Genomic DNA, 22,524 nt, shown 5'->3' with positions numbered 1-22,524 from the left:
GCATGCCGACCGACAGCGGTCCCGCCCAGGCGGCGGCCGAGCTCGTCGGCGTCACCAAGAGGTTCGGTCCCGTCGTCGCGAACGACGGGATCGACCTCGCGATCGCGCGCGGTGAGATCCACGCGGTGGTCGGCGAGAACGGGGCCGGCAAGTCCACGCTCATGTCCATCCTGTACGGCATGCACCGGCCGGACGCCGGTCACGTCCTCAGGAACGGGTCGCGGATCCGGCTGCGCTCCCCCGCCGACGCCATCACCCACGGGCTCGGCATGGTGCACCAGCGGTTCCGGCTGTTCCCCGAGCTGACGGTCGCCGAGAACGTCGTGATCGGCGCCGAGCCGGCCCGCCGCGGCGCGCTCGACCTGGCGGCCGCCAGGCTCGAGGTCGAGCGGCTCGGGGAGCTCTACGGCCTGCGAGCCGACCCCTTGGCCGAGGTCGGGCGGCTGCCCGTGGGGGTGCGCCAGCGGGTGGAGATCCTCAAGGCGCTCTACCGCCGGGCCGAGGTGCTGATCCTCGACGAGCCCACAGCGGTGCTGACCCCCGGCGAGGCGGCCCGCCTTTTCGACGTGCTCCGCACGGTCACGGAGACCGGGGTGTCGGTCGTGCTCGTGACGCACAAGCTGACCGAGGTGCTGTCGGCGAGCGACCGGGTGACGGTGCTGCGCCACGGCCGGGTGACCGGCTCCTTCGTCACTGCGGAGACGACGGCGGACGAGCTCGTGGTCGCCATGATCGGCCGCTCCCTCGGCACGTCGCAGGCCCCGTCCAGGACCTCTTCGCGGGCTTCCGCCGAGCCGTACGCGCTGGAGGTCAGGAATCTCACGGTCCGCGACCGCGACGGCGTCCTCCGGCTCTCCGGAGTCTCCTTCGGCGTGCGGCCCGGCGAGATCGTCGGCCTCGCGGGCGTCGCCGGCAGCGGCCAGCGGGAGCTCGCCGACACCGTGACGGGCCTGCGCCCGCCCGGGCCGGGCGACTCGGGCGAGGTGCTGCTGTCCGGCGAGCCCGTACGGCGGGGCCGGGAGCCGGGCGTCGCCTACGTCCCCGAGGACCGGCACGGCCGGGGAACGGCCCCCGCCATGTCGCTCGCGGAGAACCTCGCGATGGGCGACCACCGGTCGCCCCAACTGCGCGGCCGGATCGGCTTATCGGGCCGTGCCGTACGGGATCGGGCGAAGAGCCTGGTCGAGCGGTTCTCCATTCGGGCCGCCTCCGTCGGCGATCCGATCTCGACGCTGTCCGGCGGCAACGCGCAGAAGGCGGTGCTCGCCCGCGAGCTGTCGCGGCGGACGCCCGTGATCGTCGTCGAGGAGCCGACCCAGGGCGTGGACGTCGGCGCGCAGGAGCAGATCCACGCGCTGCTGCTCGAAGCGCGCGACCGGGGACAGGCCGTGCTGCTCCAGTCGAGCGAGCTCGCCGAGCTGCGCGCGCTGGCCGACCGCGTCCTGGTCATGTACGAGGGCCGGGTGGTCGCCGAGATCCCGGGCGACGAGGCCGGCGACGAGCGTCTCGGGGCCGCCATGACGGGGGCCGAGTCATGAGCCGCGACGTGAACCAGGTCATGAGCCGGGTCGTGAGCCGCCTCATGGACAGGAGCGGCACCGCCGTGCTCACGATCGCCGGCGCGCTGGCCCTGACGACGCTCGTCATGGTGATCGTGCGAGTCGATCCGGCCGAGGCGTATCCGGCCCTGATCAGGGGCGCGGTCGCCGACGGCAACCTGGAGTACACGATCGCCTCCTTCGTCCCGACGCTGGGCATGGCGCTGGCGTTCGCGATCCCTCTGCGGACGGGAGAGTTCAACCTGGGCGGCGACGGTCAGATGGCGCTCGGCGGCGTGGTCGCGGCGGCGCTGGCGCTGCGCGTGCCGCTTCCGTCCGGAATCGCGGTGATCGTGCCGCTCGCCGCCGCGACGCTCACCGGGGCGCTGGTGGCGGGGGTCTCCGCGCCGCTGCGGACGCGGCTGGGCATCCCGGCCATCGTGACCACCCTTCTCATCAGCAGCCCCGCCGTGGCGCTCGCGTCCTACCTCGTCCGCTTCCCGCTCGCCGAGGCCGGCACCGGCAACGCGCAGACCCCTCTCATCCCGGACGACGCGCACCTGCCGTCAGTCGGAGAGAGCGGCTACGTCACCCTCGGGCTGCCGCTGATCCTCCTGCTCACGGCGGCCTGGCTGTACGTGGACGGGCGGACGGTCCTCGGCTACGAGATCCGTGCGACGGGCGCCAACCGGGAGTTCGCCCGCTACGGCGGCGTGCCGGTGGACCGGCTGGAGATCTCCACGCTGGCGGGCGGCGGCGCGTTCGCCGGTCTGGTGGGCGGGCTCATCGTGCTCGGCCCGCCGTTCCGCTTCGTCGACGGCGCGCTGACCGCCCCCGGCTACACCTTCACCGCCATCGCGGCGGTCCTGCTGGCGACCGGGCGACCGGTCGTGGTCCCATTCACTGTGGCGCTCATGACGATCCTGCAGGTGGGCGGCCAGGGCATGGAGCGCGACGCGGGCGTGCCGAGCCAGCTCACCCAGATCATGCAGGGGCTGATCATCGTAATCGTGGCGGTCCTCGCCACGGTGCGGCATCGCGCCGGGAAACGCGCGGTCGCGGCCGCGATCAGGGCAGACGCCCCGGAGCCCGGGGAGGCCGAGGCGCGGAGCACGGAGCCTGCCCGGGCTGGGCAGGCGGCCGGCGTCACGGAGGCGGAGTCGTGAACATCCTGGAATGGACCTTCGTCGCGTCCGTCCTGACCGCCACGGCCCCCGTGGTCCTGGCGGCCCTCGGCGGGCTGCTCTGCTCGGTGTCGGGCATCTTCAACATGGCGCTGGAGGGCCAGCTCCTGTTCGGCGCGTTCAGCGCCGTGGTGGTCAGCCACCTGACGGGCAACGCGTGGTGCGGGGTCGCGGGAGGCGTGGCGGCGACGGCGCTGTATTCGGCCGTCCTGTCCGTCTCCGCGGTGACCTTCCGCGCGGACCCGGTCGTGGTGGCGGTCGGCCTCAACCTGCTGGCGCTGGGGCTGACGTCGTTCCTGATGCGGCGGATCCTCGGCACCGCCGGCACCTACACTTCCCCCGAGCTGCGTGGCCTGCCGACCCTGGCGTCCCTGGGACTGGGGAAGATCACCGTGATCGGCCCGGTCCTTGGACCGCAGTCTCCGCTGGTGCCGGTGGCGTTCGTCCTGGTGGTCGCTGCGGCCTGGTGGCTGAAGCGGACCCGCTCGGGGCTGCGGCTGCGCGGGATCGGGCAGCACCCGGAGGCGGCCGAGTCGCTCGGCCTCAAGGTCGGGCCGTACCGGCACGGGGTCGTGCTCGCCGCGGGGGCCCTGTGCGGGCTCGCCGGGGCTCAGCTCGCGCTCGGCAACGTGACGCTGTTCAGTGAGGGGATGAGCGCGGGCCGCGGCTGGGTCGCCGTCGTGGCGGTCATGCTGGGCGGCGTCCGGCCGTACCGCGTGCTCGGCGCCTGCCTCCTGTTCGGTGTGGCCGAGGCCCTCGGCTTCCGGCTCCAGGGCGTGGGCCTGCCGCAGCAGTTCGCCGACGCCGCGCCGTACGTGATCACTTTGCTCGCCCTGGTCCTCGCCAGTGTGGCCGGTCGGCGGCGGTCGGCCCGCTTGGAGTTCACATGAGCACCGGAGTTGACATGAACGCGACATCCCGGCGCCCGGCGCTGGCCGACTCGGTCCGGCTCTCCGGCGACGGCGTGGAGATCCTCGACCGGCGGGTCTATCCGTTCGAGCGGCGGTGGGTGCACTGCGCCACGAGCGAGGACGTCGCCGTGGCGATCGAGCAGATGGTCACCCAGAGCTCGGGCCCGCTGTTCGCGACGACGGCCGGCATGACACTCGCCGCCCGGGAGGCCAGGGACGAGCCTCCGGGCCGCGCCGCCGAGCGGCTGCGGGCGTCCGGCAGGCGGCTGGTCGCCACCCGCCCGACGAACAACCACATCCGCGACGCCGTACGGGCCATCCTGGCGGCCACCGTGGACGGCCCGCTGCCGGAGGCGTCCGGGGACGAGCTGGTCGAGGCGGTCACGGCGGCGGGGGCCGAGCACGACGCCGCCTACTGGGCGCGCAGCGCCGCCCTCGGCCGGCACGCCGCGGCGCTGCTGGACGACGGCGCCCGGGTGCTCACCCACTGCTGGGCCGACGCCTACCTGATCGCCACCGTCGAGGCGGCTCAGGAGGCGGGCAAGCGGCTGGAGTTCGTCTGCACGGAGACCCGGCCCTACCTCCAGGGTGCGCGGCTCACCGCCGCGACGCTCGTGGAGATGGGTTACCGGCCGACCGTCATCACGGACGGCATGGTGGCGGCGGCGCTGTCCGACGGGCTCGCCGACGTGGCGCTGACCGCCGCCGACCGGGTGACGATGGACGGCCACGTCGTCAACAAGGTGGGCACGCTCGGCGTCGCGCTGGCCGCCCGCGCCTTCGACCTGCCCTTCTACGCGCTGGTCCAGGCGCCCGACCCGCTCGCGCCGGGCATCGGCGACGTGGTGATCGAGCACCGCGACGGCGACGAGGTCCTGCATGTCCTGGGGGCCCGGAGCGCGGCCGAGGGAACCACCGGCTACTACCCCGCCTTCGACGCCACCCCACCGAGGCTGGTGACCCGGATCGTCACCGAACGCGGCGCCTTCCGGCCGGAGCACGTGTCACAGCACTTCGAGGAGAATTCATGAGCCAGGTCCGCCGCGTCGTCGTGGACACCGACACCGGCATCGACGACGCCCACACCCTGCTGTATCTCGCGGGCCGTCCCGACGCCGAGATCGTCGCCGTCACCTCGGTGTTCGGCAACTGCGTGGAGGAGGACGCCACGCGCAACATCGGCTACGTCACCCGGCTGCTGGAGCTGGACGTCCCGATCGCCCGTGGCGCGGCCGAGCCGCTGGCCGGGGCCGCGCACATCGCCGGTTACGTCCACGGCAAGGACGGCCTGGGCGACCGCGGCTACGACCGCCCGCTCCCCGAGGTGACCGGCGAGACGGGAGCGGAGCTGCTCGTACGGCTGGCGAACGAGCAGCCCGGAGAGCTCGACCTGCTGGCGCTGGGCCCGCTGACCAATCTGGGGCTCGCGCTGCGCATCGACCCGGACCTGTTCACCAAATACCGCTCCGTCGTGCTGATGGGCGGGTCCGGGCCGTACGCCGAGCCCGGCACCCTGCTGATGATCGACGCCAACATCAACAACGACCCGGTGGCCGCGCGGGCCGTCTTCTCCGCGCCGCGCCGGGAGCTCGTCATGGTGGGCGTCAACGTCACCGCCGGGACGATCCTGGACGAGCGGGCCATCGCGGCCCTCCGCGCGACCGACACCCCGCGGGCGCGGTTCGCGAGCGAGATCCTCGAGGCGTACCTGGACTTCTACCAGAACGAGTGGGGCCGCCGGATCATCCCGCTGCACGATCCGCTGGCGGCCGGGATCCTCCTCGATCCCGGTTTCGCGACCGCGTGGACGGACGGGCCGGTCAACGTGGTCAGCGACGGCTTCCTGTCGCGGGCCCGGCTCATGCGGACCGTGGACGGCCTGCCGCCGGCGTTCCCGTACGAGCCCGCTCCCGGCACACGGGTGATCACCGCCGTGGACGCCACCCGCTTCGTCGCCGACTTCGTGGAGGTATTGACGCGATGACACAGATTTCTTGGATCATCTTGGATATCGAGGGCACGACCAGCTCGACCGAGTCGGTCCACGTCGGGCTCTACGCCTACGCCCGGCCCCGGCTGGGCTCGTGGATCGACGGCCATCCGGACGACCCCGAGGTCCGCGCCGCCGTGGCGGACACGTGTCGGCAGGCCGGCCTGCCCGAGGACGCCACGACCGCCGACGTGGTGAAGGCCCTCCACGAGTGGATGGACGGCGACGTCAAGGCGACGCCGCTGAAGACCCTGCAGGGGCAGATCTGGGCGGCCGGGTTCGCGGCCGGCGAGCTCACCGCGCACTTCTTCCCCGACGTCCCGGCCGCCCTGCGGGAGTGGCACGAGTCCGGGCGGCGGCTCGCCGTGTTCTCGTCCGGATCGGTCGCCAGCCAGCGCCCCTGGTTCAAGCACACCGAAGCGGGTGACCTTTCGGCCCTGGTCGAGCGGCACTTCGACACGGTGAACGCGGGCCCCAAGCGCGAGGCGGCGTCCTACGCCCGCATCGCGGAGGCCCTGGGCGAGCCGGGCGGCCGGCTGCTCTTCCTCTCCGATGTGCCCGCCGAACTGGACGCGGCCGTGGCGGCGGGCTGGCACACGACCGGGCTGCGCCGGCCCGGCGAGCCGAGCGAGCACGCGGACTTCGGCGCCCATCCCGTCGTCGCGTCGTTCGGGGAGGTCCGGGTCTCATGACCGAATCGCTCACCGCCGGGCGCGTCTACGAGGCCGGCGGACGGCTGGCCGTCGAGTCGGCACGGTTCACCGGCTTCGGCTGGATGCGCGGCACGTCCGGCAACCTGTCCGAGGTCGTCTCCCGCGACCCGCTGCGGCTCGCCGTGACCGCCAGCGGGCTGGACAAGGGCGAGCTGACCGCCACGGACGTCGCCGTCGTCGGCCCCACGGGGGATCCGGTGGCGGTCGAGGGCGTCCCGCCGCTGGTCCCCTCCGCCGAGGCCGGGCTGCACGCCCGAGTCGCGGCCCTGACCGGCGCGGGCGGGGTCGTCCACGTCCACGCGCTGAGCGCCGTGGTGGCGGGCCACCGCTGGCCCGGCGGAGTGCGCCTGCGCGACGTCGAGACGCTGAAGGGCATCGGCCGCCTGGCCCACGACGACGAGGTCGTCATCCCGGTGATCCGCAACAGCCAGGACATGGCCGAGCTGGGCGACTGGTTCGAGGCGGCCTACGATCCGCGCACGCCCGCCGTGATCGTCGCCTCCCATGGCATGTACGCCTGGGGGGCCGACCTCACGCGGGCGCGGCACGTCACCGAGTGCGTCGAGTGGCTCCTGTCCTACGCCCTCGCCATCGGATGACCCACCCGCCGTGATCATGCACATGTTCCCGCACACACCGCCCCACCCGGCACTTCCCTGGGAACGCACGTCCTCGCGCTTCCCGGGGGGAACCCACGTCCTCGCGCTTCCCGGGAAACCCTGCATGATCACGGCGCGGAGAGGGTCTCGCCGGCGCGGTCGAACAGCGCGGCAGGGTCCGTGACGGCGGCCCCCTCCACCAGGAGCAGCCGGGCGGCCCGGAGCACGCCCCGGATCGCCCGGACCCGCTCCTCCTCGGGCAGCGTCTCGATGTCGGTGACCCGGGAGAAGCCGATCACCCTGCGGGCCGCCTTCGCGGCGCCGGCCGCAGCGGCGTCGCCGTACACCTTGGCCAGGTAACCCTCCAGCACGCCGTCGCCGAAGACGCGGGGGTCGGCGCGATCCGGCCACAGCGCCGTGAACTCCTCGCGGAACGTCCGCCAGGTCTCCTCCGCCCGTCCGAGCACCCACGCGGCGTGAGCCTCGTCGCCGAGCGCGAATCCACGGGCGGCGGCGAGCAGGTAGTTGCCCCACAGCGCGCCGATGTCGAACCCCACGGGGCCGTAGAAGGCGAACTCGATGTCGAACGCCCTGGTCGAGGCAGGAATCCCCGGCGTCTCGGCGCGGACGAGGACCGATCCGGTGTGCAGGTCCCCGTGGATCAGCGCCTCGGCGTGCGTCATGAACGCGAGCTTCGCCGCGCCGATGGCCGTACGGACCTCGGGGTCGCCCGCGTAGGCCGCCACGTCGGCCTCGTTGGCCGGGAGAATCCGGTTGTGCTCGTGCCGGATGTACGGCTCGGTGAAGACGAGGTCCTCGGTGATCTCACAGAGCTCCGGGTTGACGGAGGCGGCGAGCGCGGCCTTGTGCGCCTTGGCGCCGAGTCCGAAGACGGACGTGCCGAACGCCACCCGAGCGACGTATCTGCCCAGGTCGGCGGCCACTCCCTCGTGGCGCAGACCCTCGTTGAGCGCGCCGCGCCACACCCGGTGATCCGACAGGTCCTCCATGGCCACCACGTGCCGGGCCTCGTCGGCGTCGTAGAACGCGGGCACTAGGCCGGGCGCCACCGAGTTGTGCGCGAGCAGCGCCCGCGCCTCGTACCCGTTCCGCTCGGGCGTGATCGGCCAGGTCGGATCGACCCGCACGTACGGCAGAGCCTGCTTGAGCACCAGCCCTTGCCCTGTCGCGGCCTCCACGACGAACACGAGGTTCATGTTCCCGTCGCCGACCTCGCGCACCTGGCTGATCGCGGCCGGGTCGAGCAGGCGGCGCAGCGCCGGCCGTCCGGCGATGTAGGCCGGGACGGTCTCGGCCGAGAGGAGCTCATAGGACTGGCCGGCGTCAACCGTGGCTGTCACGTCGTCTTCCTTTCACGTCGTCCGGTGTAGCTCACCACGAGGGAGCCCACGAGCAGCGCTCCCTGGACGAAGGTCTGCGTGTAGTAGGGCGCGTTGAGCATCGTGAGCCCGTTGATCATCACTCCGATGAACAGGGCGCCCACGACGGTGCCCAGCGCGTTGGGCCGGTTGGCCCCGAGCACGGCGAAGCCGATGAGGGCGGCGGCGACGCTCTGCAGCAGGTACGGATCACCGGCGCCGACGTCGCCCCGGCCCAGCCTGGCGGACAGCAGGATGCCCCCGACGGCCGCGCACAGCCCGGAGATCACGTACGCCGTGGCCCGGTAGCGGCCGACGCGGATGCCCGCCAGCCTGGCCGCCTCGGCGTTCCCGCCGATGGCGTAGAGCGCACGGCCCCAGCGGGTGTGGTTGAGGAACACGAACACGGTCGCGGCCAGCACGGCGAACACGATGACGGGCACCGGCACGGACCCGACCGTGCCGCCGCCGAGCCAGACGAACCCCCCGGTGTACCGGCCGGGGGCGGGAGACCCGCCGATCGTCATCCCGGCCGACACCGACTGGCCGGACGTGACGATGAGCGCGAGCCCCTGGAACAGGAACATGGTTCCGAGGGTCGCCACCAGGTCGGGGACCTTCGCCACCACGGTCAGCAGCACGTTGATCCCGGCCACGACCAGACCGGCGATCAGGCCGGCGACGATCGCCGTGCCGCCGGTCAGGTTGAACCTGACCATGGTGAGCGCCGTCACCATCACGACGAAGCCGACGCACGCCCCGGCCGACAGGTCGAACCCGCCCGTGGTCATCGAGACGGTCACGCCGAGCGCCACGACGCCGACGACGGCGACCGACTGGAGCACGATGAGGGCGTTGCCGTATGTCCCGAAAGCCGGGGCGACCAGAGAGAAGACGGCGAGCATCGCGACCAGGACCACGACGAGCCCGTAACGCTGGACGAGGGCTACCGCGCGGGCCGTCATGCCGCCGCCCCCGGCGCTCCGGACGCGCCCGACATGAGCGCCGCCAGGCGTGCGGCGGTCGCGTCGGCGGCGGGGATCTCCCCCGCCAGGTCTCCCTCATGGAGGACCAGGATCCGGTCGGCCAGCCCGAGCAGCTCCTGGGGGTCCGATGACGCGACGATCACCGCGACGTCCGCCGCGTGCTGGGCGAGCGTGCGGCCGATGTCGGCCCGCGCCCCCACGTCCACGCCGCGGAACGGCTCGTCGAGGAGCAGCAGCGCGGGCGACGCCTCCAGCCATCGGCCCACGACGACCTTCTGCTGGTTGCCGCCGGAAAGGGTCTCCATCGGAGCCTCGACCGGGGCCGGGCCGCCGGGCCCGCGCACGCCGAACCGCTCGACCACGGTCGCGGCCGAGCCGCGCTCGGAACGGCGGGACAGGAGCCCCGCGCGGTTGTGGTGCCGCAGCCTGGGGAGCGTGACGTGCGCGCGGACCGACCAGCCGGGCACGATCGCCTGGGCCGAGCGCTCCTCCGCGGCGAACGCGACCCCCGCCGCCACCGCCGCGTGCGGGTCACGCGGCCGGTACGGCAGGCCGCCCAGGCGCACCTCGCCCGACGACAGCGGCCGGGCGCCGTAGAGCTGTTCGAGCAGCTCGGTCTTGCCCGAGCCGACGAGACCGGTCACGCCGACGATCTCGCCCGCGCGGACCTCCAGGTCGAACGGCTCGCCGCCGGGCCTGGTCCGGATCCCGGCCGCCGCGAGCACGGGAACCCGCGGAAGGTCGCGCTTCGGCGGCGCTGCGGCGTCTCCCCGGCCCTGGTCCAGGGCCTCCCAGGCGTCTCCGAGCATCGCCTCGACGACCTCCCTGCGGTCGAAGGGCGCGGTGAGCGTCCGCCGCACCCGGCCGTCTCGGAGGACGACCACCCGCCGGCAGAGGTCCTCGATCTCGGCCAGCCGGTGCGAGACGTACAGCACGGCCACCCCGGCGGCGGCCATCTGCCTGACCGTGTCCAGGAGCAGGTCCGCCTCCACGGACGAGAGCGTCGAGGTCGGCTCGTCGAGGATGAGCAGCCGGGGCCGCCTCGACACCGCGCGGGCGATGACGATCCGCTGACGCTCGCTGGCGGACAGCGTCTCCACCGGGGCGTCGAGCGGGGCGGCGAGCCGTACGGAGGCGGCGATCTCCCGGGCCTCGGCTCTGGTCCGCGCCCGGGTGGTGAACCAGCCCGAGCCCCGGCGGCTCAGCGAGTCGAGGGTGAGGTTCTCGGCCACGGTCGTCCCGAAGACCACTCCGTCGTCGATGTTCTGGTGCACGGTCTGCACGCCCGCGGCGATCGCGTCGAGAGGCCCGCCCGGCTGGAACGTCCGCCCTGCGAGCGTGACCGTGCCCGAGGTGGCCTGGGTCGCGCCCGAGAGCACCTTGATCAGCGTGGACTTGCCCGCTCCGTTGGTCCCGATCAGCCCGACGATCTCGCCGGGATGGATGTCGAGCGTCACGTCGTGCAGCGCCCAGGTGGCGCCGTACCTCTTGGACAGCCCCGAGACCGATACCACCGGCTCGGCGGCCTCGCTCATGGAGCGACCCAGGGCACCCGTGCCACGTCGGGGGTCAGGAGGGCCGGGACGGCCTGGGTGAGCTGCTGGACGCTGGTGATGCCGCCGTCGTGGAGCTGCTTCTGCGTGATGAGCGCCGGCGGCACCTTGAGCGCGTGGTCCACCGGCTGACCGGCGACCAGGAGCGCGGCGGCGCGCACGGCGATGCGCCCGACGTTCGAGGCGTCGGCGGCGGATGTGGCGACCCAGGGGCTGCGGGGCTCCGTCATGACGCCGATGTCGGCGGTGGAGACGTCCGCGCCGTAGACCTTGACCTTGTCCTGCAGGCCGAGCTCCTTGATCGCGAGCGTCGCGCCCTTGGCGAACTCGTCGTACGGCGCGAAGACCGCCTTCACGCCGGGGTTGGCGGTCAGCGCGGCCTTGGCCTGGTCGGCCACCGCGGCGGCGGTGGAGTTGTTGACGACGCCGATCTGGGCCACCTGCTTGATACCCGGGTTGTCCTTCTTGAACTGCGCCCACGTCTCGTTGCGGCGGTCCAGCGGGGCGAAGCCCGCGACGTACACGTAGACGACGTCCGCATTGCCCCCGGTGTCGGCCTTGAGCGCGCCGAGCGCCTGCCCGGCGATCTGGTGGTCGTCCTGGGTCAGCGCCACGGCCTCCGGCGAGCCGGGGTCGACGTCGTAGGCGACGAGCGGGATGCCCGCGGCCACGGCCTTCTTGATCGTGGGCTGCACGGTCTCGGCGAACCCGTGGTCGACGATGATCGCGTCGGGCTTCTGGCCGATGGCCTGCTCCAGGTTGAGCGCCTGCTTGTCGTTGTTCCCGTCGCCGCTGGAGACGTCGAGGCTCACGTTCAGCGCCTTGGCCTCGGCCTGTGCTCCTGCGAGCCACTGCTCGAAGTAGTCGCCCGAGGAGAGCTGCCTGACGAGGGATATCTTGACCCCGCCGCCGGCGAACTTGGCCGGAACGGCCGCCGCCGGGCTGGACGCGGAAGAAGGAGCGGTGGTGGCGGCGTTGCTGCTGGTAGCGCCGGTGGTGGTGGTAGGACTTCCCTGGGAGCAGCCGGCGAGCACCAGCGCTCCGAGGACGGCACCGAAGAGTCTTGCGTGGATCACATGGGGATGATAGGCACCCAAGGGATTAATGTCCACTTTTCAGACTAGTATGATCGGAATTGCTGATAAGGGTGCAGACGGCGCACAATCAGAACATGACTTTTCTGACCGTCTACACCGATGGCGAGGTTCCCCAGACCCTCCTGGAGACCGAGGACGCGAACGAGATCGCGGCCGCGCTGAAGGAGATCGACGTACGGCTGCGGCACTGGGATGTCGTGGACGACCTGGAGGCGGGAGCCGGCCAGGAGCGCATCCTGGAGGCCTACCGCGATGAGGTGGCCCGCGTCGTCGCCGAGGAGGGCTACACCTTCGTCGACGTCGCCCAGCTTCACCCCGACGACAGCCCCGAGTGGCCGGAGAAGGCCGCGGCGGCCCGGCAGAAGTTCCTGAACGAGCACACGCACGACGACGACGAGGTGCGCTTCTTCGTCGACGGCTCCGGGATCTTCTACCTGCACGCCGGGGGCAAGGTCCACGCGGTGCTGTGCGAGGCCGGAGACCTGCTCAGCGTTCCGAAGAACACCACCCACTGGTTCGACATGGGCACCGAGCCGGACTTCACCGCCATCCGCTTCTTCCATGACGACGACGGCTGGGTGGGCGACTTCACCGGCGACCCGATCGCGAGCCGCATCCCCGACTTCGACACCATCGCCGCCCGCCGCACCGCCCGCTGATCCACCGCCCTGCATGGACCGCCCTCAATGAACCACCCTTAATGAACCACCCTTAAAACCACGCGGCGCGCGACGCCCGTGCCGGCGCACGGGCCTCGCGCCCGCGGCGCGGGCGGGTCCGGCAGCGCGGGTAAGAGGCGACCCGGGCGGGCGGCCGACGCGGGCGGCGCTGGTCACCGGGCCGCACCGGTCACCGGGCGGCTCTGGTCACCGGGCGGCGCTGGTCACCGGGCCGCGCTGATCGTCTGACCGCGCTGATCGCCGGGCGGGTGCGGAGGAGCCCGGCGGCGCAAATGTCGGTCGGCATCTCTATGGTCTTGGCCGTGGACGCGGTACAGGGCACGCTGGACGAGCTCGGCACTCCCCTGCGGGACGTGACGTTCGTGGTCTTCGACCTGGAGACTACGGGGGGATCTGCCCACGAGCACGCGATCACCGAGATCGGCGCGGTGAAGGTGCGCTGCGGCGAGGTGCTGGGCGAGTTCGCGACCCTGGTCGATCCGGGCAGCCCGATCCCGCCGTTCATCTCGGTCCTCACCGGCATCACCGACGCGATGGTGGTCGCCGCGCCGAAGTTCCCCGAGGTCCTTCCGAGCTTTCTGGAGTTCATCCAGGGGGCGGCCCTGGTCGCGCACAACGCGCCGTTCGACATGGCCTTCATCAGGGCGGCCTGCGCGGCGAACGGATATCCCCCGCCGGCCAATCCCGTGGTCGACACCGCCGACCTGGCCCGGCGGGTGCTCACCCGCGACGAGACGCCCAACTGCAAGCTCGGCACGCTGGCGAGGATCTTCCGCAGCGCCACGGAGCCGTGTCACCGGGCGCTGGCCGACGCCAAGGCCACCGTCGACGTCCTGCACGGCCTGATCGGACGGGTCGGATCGCTCGGCGTGCAGACCCTGGAGGAGCTGCGGAGCTTCGTCCGGGCGCCCACGCCCGAGCAGCAGCGCAAGCGCCACCTCGCCGAGGGCGTCCCCAGCGCGCCCGGTGTCTACCTCTTCGAGGACGCCAAGGGCGAGGCGCTCTACATCGGGAAGAGCTCCAACCTGCGCAACCGCGTCCGGAGCTATTTCACGGCGAGCGAGACCCGCTCCCGCATCCGCGAGATGGTCGGCATCGCCGAGCGGGTGCGCACGATCGTGTGCGCCACCGGGCTGGAGGCCGAGATCCGGGAGCTACGGATGATCGGCTCGGCGAAACCGCGCTACAACAAGCGCTCGCGGTTCCCCGAGCGGGCCGTCTGGCTCAAACTGACCGACGAGCCGTTCCCCCGGCTCAGCGTCGTCCGGGAGGTCAAGGACGACGGCGCGACCTATCTCGGCCCTTTCGGCAGCAGCCGCACGGCCGACGACGCCAGGGCGGCCATGCACGAGGCGCTGCCGCTGCGGCAGTGCACCGAGCGCCTCTCCCCCAGGACCAGGCGGAGCGCCTGCACGCTGGCCGAGCTGGGCCGCTGCGGGGCCCCTTGTGAGGGCAGAGAGACCGAGGAGGGCTACGCGCGGCACGTCCACAACGCCAGGCACGCCATGGAGCGCGACGCCGAGGTCGTCTTCTCCGCGATGGAGGCGCGCATGCTGCGCCTGTCGGCCGAGCAGCGGTACGAGGAGGCCGCCGTCGACCGGGACCGGCTGGCGGCCTACGTCAGGGCGGCGGCCCGCATGCAGCGGCTGAGATCCCTCACGGCCATCCCGCACATGGTGGCCGCGAGCCCCGCCTTCGACGGCGGCTGGGACATCCACGTCATCCGGTACGGCAGGCTCGCCGCCGCCGGGGTGATGCCGCGAGGCGCACACCCCACGCCGTACGTGGAGGCCCTGGTGGCAACGGCCGAGACGGTCACGCCGGGGCCGGGCCCCACGCCGTCCGCCAGCGCGGAGGAGACCGAGTGCGTCCTGCGCTGGCTGGAGTCCCCCGGCGTCCGCCTGGTCCAGATCGAGGGCGCGGCCGACGGCGGGTGGAGCCTCCCGGCGTACGGCGCGGGCCGCCTGCGGGAGCGGATCGACCGGGCCTACCAGGGCCTGCAGACCCGCCAGCCGCGTGAGGGAAGGCCACTGCGATGACACGGCGCCCCGACCGGCGAGATCCGCCCGCGAAGAGCGCGTCCGGCGCCCCACCGCCGCCGTGATCATGCAGGGTTTCCCGGGAAGCTCGGGACGTGGGGTTCCCATGGGGTTCCCCGGATCGTGATCATGCATGGATTCCGCCGTACGCGGTCTGACCAGCGCCGGCACTGTTTGTGATCATGCGGTGTCCGTCCGTCGGGCGCACCTTCGTCATGCATGATCACGCCGCACGAAGCACCAGGTGGGACGGTTTTTGCGGGAACATGTGCATGATCACGCGGCAGGTGGGCTCACGGGGCCCGCAGGGCCCGCCTCGCCAGGGATAGCCGCGCGCGGGGCGACCGGGCGGCGAGGCGCCGCGCTCGGCGACGCGATGGGGCAAAGATGACGGGAGGGCACTAATGTCTAGAGCCGTAGTGGCGAGAGGCAGGAGAGGACGCGAATGGTCACCGCGATCGTGCACATCAAGGCGGACGTCGATCGGATACCCGAGGTCGCGCAGATGATCGCCGAGCTCGACGGCGTCAGCGAGGTCTACTCGATCACCGGGGAGTTCGACCTGCTGGCGATGGTGCGGGTCCAGCGCTACGAGGAGATCGCCGAGATCGTCCCCGGCCGCCTCAACAAGGTCCCCGGCGTCAACCACACGGAGACGCACATCGCCTTCCGGACGTACTCGCGGCATGACCTGGAGGCGGCCTTCTCGATCGGCCTCGACGAGTCCGACTGAGCTGGACCGCGAGGGTCAAGCGATCAGGCCGGAAGAGCAGGTGACATGCGGTCAGACCGGAAGAGCAGGTGACATGCGGTCAGGCCGGGCCCACACCTCCAGCACCAGCCACCGTCGGGCTCGAGCCGCGCCTCCGGCACCGGCACCGGCACCGGCACCGGCGACACCGTCGGACCGGAGCCCCACCCGAGCATCAGTCATGCCCATGACCAGGTCACGCCGCCCCAGGAGTCACAGGACGGCACAGGACGGCACAGCGGTCAGCTCGGGCGGATGAGCCGGACGCGCACCTCGAACCCGCCCGGCCTCGCGTGCGCCGAAACCGACCCGCCGAACAGCGCCGCCCGCTCCCACGTGCCGACCAGGCGGTCGCGGGGCAGGCCGTCGTCCTGGACGACGACCTCCAGGATGGCGGGGAACCACCGGAGCGTCACCGACCCCTCGCGGGCCCTGCCGTATCGGACGGCGTTGCCGAGGGCCTCCTCGACGATCCGGTAGGCCGACAGCTCAAGGGTGGATCCCGTGCCCCTGGCCCCCTCCTCGGCGAACGAGACGACCATGCCGCGGGCCCTGAAGCCGTCGAGCAGGCGGTCCATCTCGTCGAGGCGGGGCTGGGGTCCCCGTGCCATGCCGTCCACGCGGAGCAGGGCCACCATCCGCTTCAGGTCGGTGAGCACCTGGCGGCCCGACTCCTCCGCCTCGCGGAACGTCTGCCGGGCCCGTTCCGGGTCCTTGTCCATGATCACACGGCCCGCTCCCACGCCGAGGGTCATCACGCTCAGGTCATGGGCCACGACGTCATGCAACTCCGACGCGATGCGCAGCCGTTCCGTCGCCACCGGATCACCGTGGGAGGGGCGATCCGGCACACGGGCACGCCGGACGGTCACAAAACGGGCCAGGAGCAGGAAGAGGCGCGACACGCGGGCCGCCATAGGGGCTGTCATGCGGACTGTCATGCGGGCACGGTACGTCTCCCGCCACACCTGAGGCGTCCCCTCGCAGGAGGACGCCGGATCCGTCCGCGGACGGACGGGCGGCTCCCGGGCCGGGGCGTACGGCGTCTCCCCGGCGCGGGGCGAGCGCCGCCGTCTGTGGGCGGGAGGGATGCTCTCCCCAGCCCTCACCAGCCTTGCGAGCTCTTTCCAGCCCTGGCAGGCCTTCCTATGCCTTATAGGACCTGCTGACCTCGACCCACCGGTCGAGCGTCTCGGCCGCCTTGCCGGAGTCGACGGCGTCCACCGCGCGGGCGAAGGCCGTACCGATCTCGGAGACGAGATCGTCCCCGGGGCCGTCGAAGGCGACCAGGGCGGCGGCGGCGTTCAGCAGCACCGCGTCGCGCACCGGACCGGTCTTCCCCCGCACCAGGTCGTGTACGGCTGCCGCGTTGAACACCACGTCGCCGCCGCGCAGGTCGTCCGGCCGCGAGCGCGGGATCCCGATATCGGCCGGGTCGAACGTCGTCTGCGTCGCGGTGCCCTCGCGGACGACGAAGACCGTGGAGGGAGCCACCGTCGACAGCTCGTCGAGGCCGTCCTCACCCCGGAACACCAGGGCGGACACGCCGCGCTCGGCGAATACGCCGGCGACCACCGGCAGCATCCGCGCGTCGTAGACGCCGATCGCCTGGGCGGACGGCCGCGCCGGGTTGGTCAGCGGTCCGAGGAAGTTGAAGATCGTCGGGACACCGATCTCCTTGCGGGTCGGGCCGGCGAACCGCAGGGCGGGGTGATAGACCGGCGCGAAGCAGAAGGCGATGCCCGCCTCCACGGCGACCCGGGCCGTCGACTCCGGGGCCAGGTCGAGGACGACGCCGAGGTGCTCCAGCACGTCTGCCGCGCCGCACAGGGACGAGGCGGCCCGGTTGCCGTGCTTGACCACCCGGGCCCCGGCGGCCGCCGCGACGATCGCGGCCATGGTGGACACGTTGACGGTGTGCGCCCGGTCTCCGCCCGTGCCGACGATGTCGACGACCGGCCCCTCGACCGACAGCGGGGTCGCGATGTCGAGCATGGTCCGGGCCAGGCCGGTCACCTCGGCCACCGTCTCGCCCTTCGCCCGCAGCGCGACCACGAAGGCCGTGATCTGCGACGGCGTCGCCGCACCGGACATGATCTCGCCCATGGCCCACGACGCCTCGTCGGACGTCAGGTGTTCGCCGGAGAGCAGTGCGTTCAGCAGCGAGGGCCAGGTCGTGCGCGTGTCCATGGTGGGCTCCGCGGTGTCGGGGACGTGGAGTCGGGTGTCGGCTACAGAGGTCGGATGTCAGTGGTTCTGGGCTGGTACATGGGCTGGAACATGGGCTGGGACACCGGTCCCGGAGACGCTGAGGCGGCGGCGCATCAGGTCGGCGACCGCCTCGGCGAGGACGACCGGGTCGAGCGGCTGGGCGACCACGGCGTCGGCGCGGGACCAATTGGCGAGCCAGCGGTCGTCGCGGCGCGCGATGAGCAGCAGGATCGGCGGGCAGTTGTGGACCTCGTCCTTGGCCTGCCTGCTGATCCCCATGCCTCCTGCCGGGACGGCCTCGCCGTCCAGGATGGCGACGTCGATGTCACCGGCGTCGAGCAGCTTGATCACCGCCGGCTGCGTCGCGCACTCGACGATGTCGACGAGGGGCACGTCCGCGGCGGGGCGCCGCCCGATGGCCAGCCGCACCTTCTCACGGGTGCCTGCGTCGTCGCTGTAGACGAGAACCCTCATTTCACGCTCACTGTCGAATCGCGGGGTATGGTCATCGTGATGCTACCGGCGCGAGCGCCAGGCGCGCAGCCCCGGGGTGAATGGTGCGGTGTGCCCGTTTTGGTGGCCGGATGGAGCCCTAACGGGGGGTCGTGGGGCGACCCGACCTGGAGAGCCGCAATAATGCTGCCCGTGGCGACAGCATCCGCAATTACTACGACGACGAGACCGCACGGGTCCAGCCGGCCCAACCTGGTTCAGGTCGGGACCATCGTGTGGTTGTCCTCTGAGCTCATGTTCTTCGCGGCGCTGTTCGCGATGTACTTCACCATCCGGTCGGTCACCCTTGCGGAGCACGGTCCGTGGCCCGAGGCGGACCTCAACGTTCCGTTCGCGACCTTCAACACGACCGTTCTGGTCCTGTCGAGTGTGACGTGCCAGCTGGGCGTGTGGGCAGTGGAAAAGGGCCAGGTCGGGAAGCTCCGGTTCTGGTACATCGTTAGCTTCCTCATGGGCGCCTTCTTCGTGGGCGGGCAGCTCTGGGAGTACGGGAACCTCGCAAAGGAGCACCACGTCCTTTCGCACTCCCCGTACGACTCGGTGTTCTACCTGACCACGGGCTTCCACGGCATGCACGTGACCGGTGGTCTGATCGCGTTCCTGTTCATCCTGGGACGCACGTACGCCGCGAAGCGCTTGACCTATGAGCAGCAGACCAGCGCGATCGTCGTGTCCTACTACTGGCACTTCGTCGACGTGGTCTGGATCGGCCTTTTCGCGACCATCTACATCATCAAATGATCGGAACGGGAATTTCGGTGAACTCCATCACCGCCCGACGGCGCCATCCCCTCGCGCGATTCGCCGTCGTGGCGCTCGCCCTGGGCCTGCTCGGCGGGGGATACGCCGTCGCCGCGCCGAACGGCAGCAGCGCGGACGCGGCGATCGCGTCCGGTAAGGCCGACGACGTGGCGCAGGGCAAGAGCCTGTTCGTGGCCCACTGCGCGAGCTGCCACGGCTTGAACGCCGAGGGCAGCGGTAAGGCTCCCACTCTCGTGGGCGTCGGCGCGGCGGCCGTGGACTTCCAGGTCAGCTCCGGCCGCATGCCGGCCGCGGACGCGGGCCCGCAGGCCCCCCGCAAGCCGCTCGCCGACTGGGTGACCCCTCAGGCGATCAAGGACCTGGCCGCCTACGTCCAGTCCCTGGGCGGCGGCCCGACGGTCCCGAGCGCCGAGCAGGTGGATCCCGCGAAGGGTGACCCAGCCAAGGGCGGCGAACTGTTCCGCGCGAACTGCATCCAGTGCCACAACTTCGTCGGCGCGGGCGGCGCGCTCACCTACGGCAAGTACGCCCCGCCGCTCAACCCGGCGACGCCGACGCAGATCTACGAGGCGATGATCACCGGCCCGCAGGCGATGCCGGTCTTCAACGACTCCACGATCACTCCCGAGCAGAAGCGCGACATGATCGCCTACATCACTCACGTGCGGTCGCAGGTCGACCCGGGTGGTTCGGGCCTGGGCCGGATCGGCCCCGTGACCGAGGGTCTTGTGGCGTGGATCGCGGGCATCAGCCTCCTCATCCTCGCCGCCATCTGGATCACCGCGAAGAAGCGACGGGCGAAGGCATGACAGATAACCACATCGATCAGCCGGAGAGCCGCGTCCCGGCGCGCGTCATCGGAACCCCTTCCTCCAACGGCCCCATCCTCAGTGGCGACAACCGCCGCGAGGCCGGAGCCGCGTTCCTCGCCGACGAGGACGTCCACGAGGTCAAGGGTGTGCCCGGGGTCGTCTACCAGGACCCGGCGAGCGCCCGCAGGGCCGAGAGGCTCGTCGCGCTGCTGTTCACGATCACCTTCCTGGCGGGCGCGGCGTTCATCGCCGCCTACGTCGCCTTCCAGGTCGGCACGATCGACAAGACCGCCGTCTCCAACTACGCGCTGGGCGGCACGCTCAGCGTCGCCCTGCTGTCGCTCGCGAGCGGCATAACGCTGTGGGTGCGGCGGATCATGCCGAAGTACTACCTCGTGCAGGAGCGCCACCCGATGGCCTCCGACTCGGCCACCCGGGAGTACGTCAAGGAGACGTTCCTGGAGGGCGCCAACGAGAGCGGCTTCGTCAAGCACAAGCTGCTGCGCCGTACGCTCCTGCTGGCCGCCGCGCCGCTGGGCCTGGCCCCGCTGGTGCTGCTGAAGGACCTCGGCCCGCTGCCCGGCACCTCGCTCAGGCACACCGTCTGGGGCGCCCCGACCAAGGACGGCAAGCCACGCCGCCTCGTCGTCGAGGGCACGGGCCAGCCGATCCGCGCCGCCGACTTCAACTCGCCCGGCGGCATCCTGTCGGTCGTGCCCGAGGGCTACGAGGAGGACCTGAACGCGCTGGCCAAGGCCACGCTGATCCTCCTCAAGTTCCGCCCGGAGGAGATCAAGTCCGGCACGAACCTGAACTGGACGCACGACGGCATCGTCGCGTACTCCAAGATCTGCACTCACGTGGGCTGCCCCGCCGCGCTGTACGAGCAGACGACGCACCACATCCTCTGCCCGTGCCACCAGTCGACGTTCGACGCGGCCGACGGAGCGAAGGTCATCTTCGGCCCCGCCGCGCGGCCGCTGCCGCAGCTCCCCATCGGGATCGACGGCGAGGGCTACCTCGTCGCCAAGTCCGACTTCAACGTCCCCGTGGGCCCCAGCTTCTGGGAGCGCGGCGACGCCGAGGCGGAAGCAAGGGAGAAGAAGGCCTGATGAACACTCCTCCCAAGGCCATCGCGGACACATCCACCTTCCTCGACGACCGCCTCGGCGCGGGGCGCTTCCTCAAGCGCAACCTGAGGAAGGTCTTCCCCGACCACTGGTCGTTCCTGCTGGGTGAGATCGCGCTCTACTCGTTCATCATCCTGCTGCTGACCGGCACGTTCCTGACGCTCTGGTTCAAGCCGAGCATGGGCGAGGTCACCTACTCGGGCTCCTACCAGCCGCTGGTCGGCGTCAGGATGTCCGAGGCGTACGCCTCCGCCCTGAACATCAGCTTCGACGTGCGGGGCGGTCTGCTGATCCGGCAGATCCACCACTGGGCGGCGCTGCTGTTCGTCGCCGGCATGACGGTCCACATGCTCCGCGTGTTCTTCACCGGCGCGTACCGCAAGCCGCGCGAGCTGAACTGGCTCATCGGCGTGGGCCTGCTCACGCTGGCGCTGCTGGAGGGCCTCACCGGCTACTCCCTCCCCGACGACCTGCTCTCCGGCGCCGGTCTGCGGATCACCGAGGGTGTCATGATGGCCATCCCGATCGTCGGGACCTACATCACGTTCTTCCTGTTCGGCGGCGAGTACCCCGGCCACGACGTGATCTCGCGGTTCTTCACGATCCACATCCTGCTGATCCCGGGCATCCTGCTGGCGCTCATCTCCGCCCACATGATCCTCATGTGGGTGCAGAAGCACACGCAGATGCCGGGCACGGGCCGCGCCGAGACGAACGTGGTGGGCGCGCCGTTCTACCCGGCCTTCATGGCCAAGGCGGGCGCGTTCTTCCTGTTCACGTTCGCCGTGATCGCGCTGCTCGGAACCTTCGCCCAGATCAACCCGATCTGGCTGTTCGGGCCGTACACGCCGGCGGACATCTCGGCCGGGTCGCAGCCCGACTTCTACATGGGCTTCCTGGAGGGCGCGCTGCGCCTGATGCCTTCCTGGGAGATCAATTTCTGGGGCCACACGGTCGCGCTGAGCGTGCTGATCCCGGCACTGGTCCCGATGGGCATCATCATGACCGGCCTCGCGCTCTACCCGTTCGCCGAGCAGTGGATCACCGGCGACCGCCGGGAGCACCACATCGCCGACCGGCCGCGGAACAATCCGCACCGCACCGCGATCGGCATCTCGGGGATCGCGTTCTACGGCATCCTGTGGCTGCTGGGCGCGAACGACGAGATCTCGGCGAACTTCAAGGTCAGCCTGTACTCGACGACGATCTTCGGCCGGTTCGCGATCTTCATCGGCCCGGCGATCGCCTACCTCATCGCCTACCGGATCTGCATCGGCCTCCAGCGCAAGGACGCCGAGGTGCTGTCCCACGGCGTGGAGTCGGGCGTCATCAAGCGGATGCCGAACGGCGAGTACATCGAGGTCCACACGCCTGCGGCGCAGGACATCGCCGACCACATGCGCGGCAAGGAGCTGATCCCGGTCATCGAGAGCGGGGTGGACGGCGAGGGCATCCCGCCCAAGTCCGCCCGCACCGCGCTGGGCCGGCTCCGGGCCAAGATGAGCGAGGCGTACGGCACGGACCGCGTCCCGTTCGACGGGGACGGCCACGCTCATGACGCGGGTCACCACGAAGAGGAGCACGCCGCCGTCGGCTCCGGCGGGGACCACAAGCAGCTCCACTGAGCCGGCAGGCAACGCACACAGAAGCGGCCCGGGCGGGATCTCTCTTCCCCG

General features: G+C 71.5%; 21 protein-coding genes. 14 read left to right on the top strand and 7 right to left on the bottom strand.

Annotated elements, in window-relative coordinates; genetic code table 11:
* Positions 1-2 precede the first annotated feature (2 nt).
* Genes N5079_RS07720 through mtnB form a run of 7 tightly spaced genes read left to right on the top strand, consistent with a single transcriptional unit; the run spans position 3 to position 6,935 of the window.
* Positions 3-1,538: an ABC transporter ATP-binding protein gene (locus N5079_RS07720; RefSeq protein WP_261582886.1), complete on the top strand. Its 1,536-nt coding sequence runs from the start codon at positions 3-5 to the stop codon at positions 1,536-1,538.
* The gene (locus N5079_RS07715) at positions 1,535-2,704 is read left to right on the top strand and encodes an ABC transporter permease (protein WP_261582885.1); all 1,170 of its coding nucleotides are present in this window, start codon (positions 1,535-1,537) and stop codon (positions 2,702-2,704) included. The genes N5079_RS07720 and N5079_RS07715 overlap by 4 nt, the downstream gene beginning before the upstream one ends.
* Positions 2,701-3,612, top strand: a complete 912-nt coding sequence (locus N5079_RS07710; protein ID WP_261582884.1) for an ABC transporter permease — start codon at positions 2,701-2,703, stop codon at positions 3,610-3,612. Before N5079_RS07715 ends, N5079_RS07710 begins: the two co-directional genes overlap by 4 nt.
* A complete protein-coding gene (locus tag N5079_RS07705) occupies positions 3,609-4,664 on the top strand; it encodes a hypothetical protein (protein ID WP_261582883.1) in 1,056 nt (351 codons plus the stop codon). The genes N5079_RS07710 and N5079_RS07705 overlap by 4 nt, the downstream gene beginning before the upstream one ends.
* Positions 4,661-5,617, top strand: a complete 957-nt coding sequence (locus tag N5079_RS07700) for a nucleoside hydrolase (protein WP_261582882.1) — start codon at positions 4,661-4,663, stop codon at positions 5,615-5,617. The genes N5079_RS07705 and N5079_RS07700 overlap by 4 nt, the downstream gene beginning before the upstream one ends.
* Complete coding sequence (gene mtnC, locus N5079_RS07695) at positions 5,614-6,315, top strand: acireductone synthase (protein WP_261582881.1); 702 nt, start codon at positions 5,614-5,616, stop codon at positions 6,313-6,315. The genes N5079_RS07700 and mtnC overlap by 4 nt, the downstream gene beginning before the upstream one ends.
* Positions 6,312-6,935, top strand: coding sequence for a methylthioribulose 1-phosphate dehydratase (mtnB, locus tag N5079_RS07690; RefSeq protein WP_261582880.1), 624 nt, complete (start codon positions 6,312-6,314; stop codon positions 6,933-6,935). The genes mtnC and mtnB overlap by 4 nt, the downstream gene beginning before the upstream one ends.
* 128 nt (positions 6,936-7,063) lie before the next feature.
* Here mtnB and mtnK read toward each other — a convergent pair whose 3' ends face one another.
* Genes mtnK through N5079_RS07670 form a run of 4 tightly spaced genes read right to left on the bottom strand, consistent with a single transcriptional unit; the run spans position 7,064 to position 11,929 of the window.
* Positions 7,064-8,296: an S-methyl-5-thioribose kinase gene (gene mtnK, locus N5079_RS07685; RefSeq protein ID WP_261582879.1), complete on the bottom strand. Its 1,233-nt coding sequence runs from the start codon at positions 8,294-8,296 to the stop codon at positions 7,064-7,066.
* Positions 8,293-9,279 carry an ABC transporter permease gene (locus N5079_RS07680; RefSeq protein ID WP_261582878.1) on the bottom strand — a complete coding sequence of 329 codons (987 nt, stop codon included), beginning with the start codon at positions 9,277-9,279 and terminating at the stop codon, positions 8,293-8,295. Before N5079_RS07680 ends, mtnK begins: the two co-directional genes overlap by 4 nt.
* Entirely contained in the window at positions 9,276-10,835 is a 1,560-nt protein-coding gene (locus tag N5079_RS07675; RefSeq protein WP_261582877.1) for a sugar ABC transporter ATP-binding protein, read from the bottom strand. The genes N5079_RS07680 and N5079_RS07675 overlap by 4 nt, the downstream gene beginning before the upstream one ends.
* On the bottom strand, positions 10,832-11,929 hold the full coding sequence (locus N5079_RS07670; RefSeq protein WP_261582876.1) for a substrate-binding domain-containing protein: 1,098 nt from the start codon (positions 11,927-11,929) through the stop codon (positions 10,832-10,834). Before N5079_RS07670 ends, N5079_RS07675 begins: the two co-directional genes overlap by 4 nt.
* Positions 11,930-12,024: 95 nt before the next feature.
* Between N5079_RS07670 and N5079_RS07665 the strand changes: the two genes are divergently transcribed.
* The 3 genes from N5079_RS07665 to N5079_RS07655 all read left to right on the top strand — a co-directional run bounded on the left by N5079_RS07665 (position 12,025) and on the right by N5079_RS07655 (position 15,402).
* Entirely contained in the window at positions 12,025-12,609 is a 585-nt protein-coding gene (locus N5079_RS07665) for a 1,2-dihydroxy-3-keto-5-methylthiopentene dioxygenase (protein ID WP_261582875.1), read from the top strand.
* Positions 12,610-12,920: 311 nt separating this feature from the next.
* The gene (locus N5079_RS07660; RefSeq protein ID WP_410007757.1) at positions 12,921-14,669 is read left to right on the top strand and encodes a DEDD exonuclease domain-containing protein; all 1,749 of its coding nucleotides are present in this window, start codon (positions 12,921-12,923) and stop codon (positions 14,667-14,669) included.
* A gap of 445 nt (positions 14,670-15,114) precedes the next feature.
* A complete protein-coding gene (locus tag N5079_RS07655) occupies positions 15,115-15,402 on the top strand; it encodes an Lrp/AsnC family transcriptional regulator (RefSeq protein WP_261582873.1) in 288 nt (95 codons plus the stop codon).
* Between the two features lie 260 nt (positions 15,403-15,662).
* Here N5079_RS07655 and N5079_RS07650 read toward each other — a convergent pair whose 3' ends face one another.
* The 3 genes from N5079_RS07650 to N5079_RS07640 all read right to left on the bottom strand — a co-directional run bounded on the left by N5079_RS07650 (position 15,663) and on the right by N5079_RS07640 (position 18,105).
* Positions 15,663-16,361, bottom strand: coding sequence for a sensor histidine kinase (locus N5079_RS07650; protein WP_261582872.1), 699 nt, complete (start codon positions 16,359-16,361; stop codon positions 15,663-15,665).
* Positions 16,362-16,566: 205 nt separating this feature from the next.
* Positions 16,567-17,610: an anthranilate phosphoribosyltransferase gene (gene trpD / locus N5079_RS07645; protein ID WP_261582871.1), complete on the bottom strand. Its 1,044-nt coding sequence runs from the start codon at positions 17,608-17,610 to the stop codon at positions 16,567-16,569.
* A gap of 57 nt (positions 17,611-17,667) precedes the next feature.
* Positions 17,668-18,105 carry a hypothetical protein gene (locus N5079_RS07640; protein ID WP_261582870.1) on the bottom strand — a complete coding sequence of 146 codons (438 nt, stop codon included), beginning with the start codon at positions 18,103-18,105 and terminating at the stop codon, positions 17,668-17,670.
* A 162-nt stretch (positions 18,106-18,267) separates the two neighbouring features.
* Between N5079_RS07640 and N5079_RS07635 the strand changes: the two genes are divergently transcribed.
* From N5079_RS07635 to N5079_RS07620, 4 genes are read left to right on the top strand one after another with little or no spacing between them, the layout of a single operon-like run.
* Positions 18,268-18,885 (top strand): heme-copper oxidase subunit III, encoded by a 618-nt coding sequence (locus N5079_RS07635; RefSeq protein WP_261582869.1) that lies wholly within the window; start codon positions 18,268-18,270, stop codon positions 18,883-18,885.
* A 17-nt stretch (positions 18,886-18,902) separates the two neighbouring features.
* Positions 18,903-19,715, top strand: a complete 813-nt coding sequence (locus N5079_RS07630; protein WP_261582868.1) for a c-type cytochrome — start codon at positions 18,903-18,905, stop codon at positions 19,713-19,715.
* A complete protein-coding gene (locus N5079_RS07625; protein WP_261582867.1) occupies positions 19,712-20,830 on the top strand; it encodes a ubiquinol-cytochrome c reductase iron-sulfur subunit in 1,119 nt (372 codons plus the stop codon). The genes N5079_RS07630 and N5079_RS07625 overlap by 4 nt, the downstream gene beginning before the upstream one ends.
* Positions 20,830-22,473 carry a cytochrome b gene (locus tag N5079_RS07620; protein ID WP_261582866.1) on the top strand — a complete coding sequence of 548 codons (1,644 nt, stop codon included), beginning with the start codon at positions 20,830-20,832 and terminating at the stop codon, positions 22,471-22,473. The genes N5079_RS07625 and N5079_RS07620 overlap by 1 nt, the downstream gene beginning before the upstream one ends.
* Positions 22,474-22,524 lie beyond the last annotated feature (51 nt).

Source organism: Planotetraspora sp. A-T 1434, from assembly GCF_025420585.1.
In the GTDB taxonomy this organism is placed as follows: Bacteria; Actinomycetota; Actinomycetes; order Streptosporangiales; family Streptosporangiaceae; genus JAOEGB01.
This window is presented reverse-complemented; position numbering and strand designations above follow the sequence as displayed.

Excerpts from the sequence above, each read along its gene's own strand:
- N5079_RS07655 (WP_261582873.1), top strand. The coding sequence starts at position 15,115 with ATGGTCACCGCGATCGTGCACATCAAGGCGGACGTCGATCGGATACCC.
- N5079_RS07680 (WP_261582878.1), bottom strand. The coding sequence starts at position 9,279 with ATGACGGCCCGCGCGGTAGCCCTCGTCCAGCGTTACGGGCTCGTCGTG.
- N5079_RS07660 (WP_410007757.1), top strand. The coding sequence starts at position 12,921 with ATGGTCTTGGCCGTGGACGCGGTACAGGGCACGCTGGACGAGCTCGGC.
- N5079_RS07675 (WP_261582877.1), bottom strand. The coding sequence starts at position 10,835 with ATGAGCGAGGCCGCCGAGCCGGTGGTATCGGTCTCGGGGCTGTCCAAG.
- mtnB (WP_261582880.1), top strand. The coding sequence starts at position 6,312 with ATGACCGAATCGCTCACCGCCGGGCGCGTCTACGAGGCCGGCGGACGG.
- N5079_RS07640 (WP_261582870.1), bottom strand. The coding sequence starts at position 18,105 with ATGAGGGTTCTCGTCTACAGCGACGACGCAGGCACCCGTGAGAAGGTG.
- N5079_RS07635 (WP_261582869.1), top strand. The coding sequence starts at position 18,268 with ATGCTGCCCGTGGCGACAGCATCCGCAATTACTACGACGACGAGACCG.
- N5079_RS07625 (WP_261582867.1), top strand. The coding sequence starts at position 19,712 with ATGACAGATAACCACATCGATCAGCCGGAGAGCCGCGTCCCGGCGCGC.
- N5079_RS07720 (WP_261582886.1), top strand. The coding sequence starts at position 3 with ATGCCGACCGACAGCGGTCCCGCCCAGGCGGCGGCCGAGCTCGTCGGC.
- N5079_RS07665 (WP_261582875.1), top strand. The coding sequence starts at position 12,025 with ATGACTTTTCTGACCGTCTACACCGATGGCGAGGTTCCCCAGACCCTC.
- N5079_RS07705 (WP_261582883.1), top strand. The coding sequence starts at position 3,609 with ATGAGCACCGGAGTTGACATGAACGCGACATCCCGGCGCCCGGCGCTG.
- mtnC (WP_261582881.1), top strand. The coding sequence starts at position 5,614 with ATGACACAGATTTCTTGGATCATCTTGGATATCGAGGGCACGACCAGC.
- N5079_RS07650 (WP_261582872.1), bottom strand. The coding sequence starts at position 16,361 with ATGACAGTCCGCATGACAGCCCCTATGGCGGCCCGCGTGTCGCGCCTC.
- trpD (WP_261582871.1), bottom strand. The coding sequence starts at position 17,610 with ATGGACACGCGCACGACCTGGCCCTCGCTGCTGAACGCACTGCTCTCC.
- N5079_RS07715 (WP_261582885.1), top strand. The coding sequence starts at position 1,535 with ATGAGCCGCGACGTGAACCAGGTCATGAGCCGGGTCGTGAGCCGCCTC.
- N5079_RS07620 (WP_261582866.1), top strand. The coding sequence starts at position 20,830 with ATGAACACTCCTCCCAAGGCCATCGCGGACACATCCACCTTCCTCGAC.
- N5079_RS07700 (WP_261582882.1), top strand. The coding sequence starts at position 4,661 with ATGAGCCAGGTCCGCCGCGTCGTCGTGGACACCGACACCGGCATCGAC.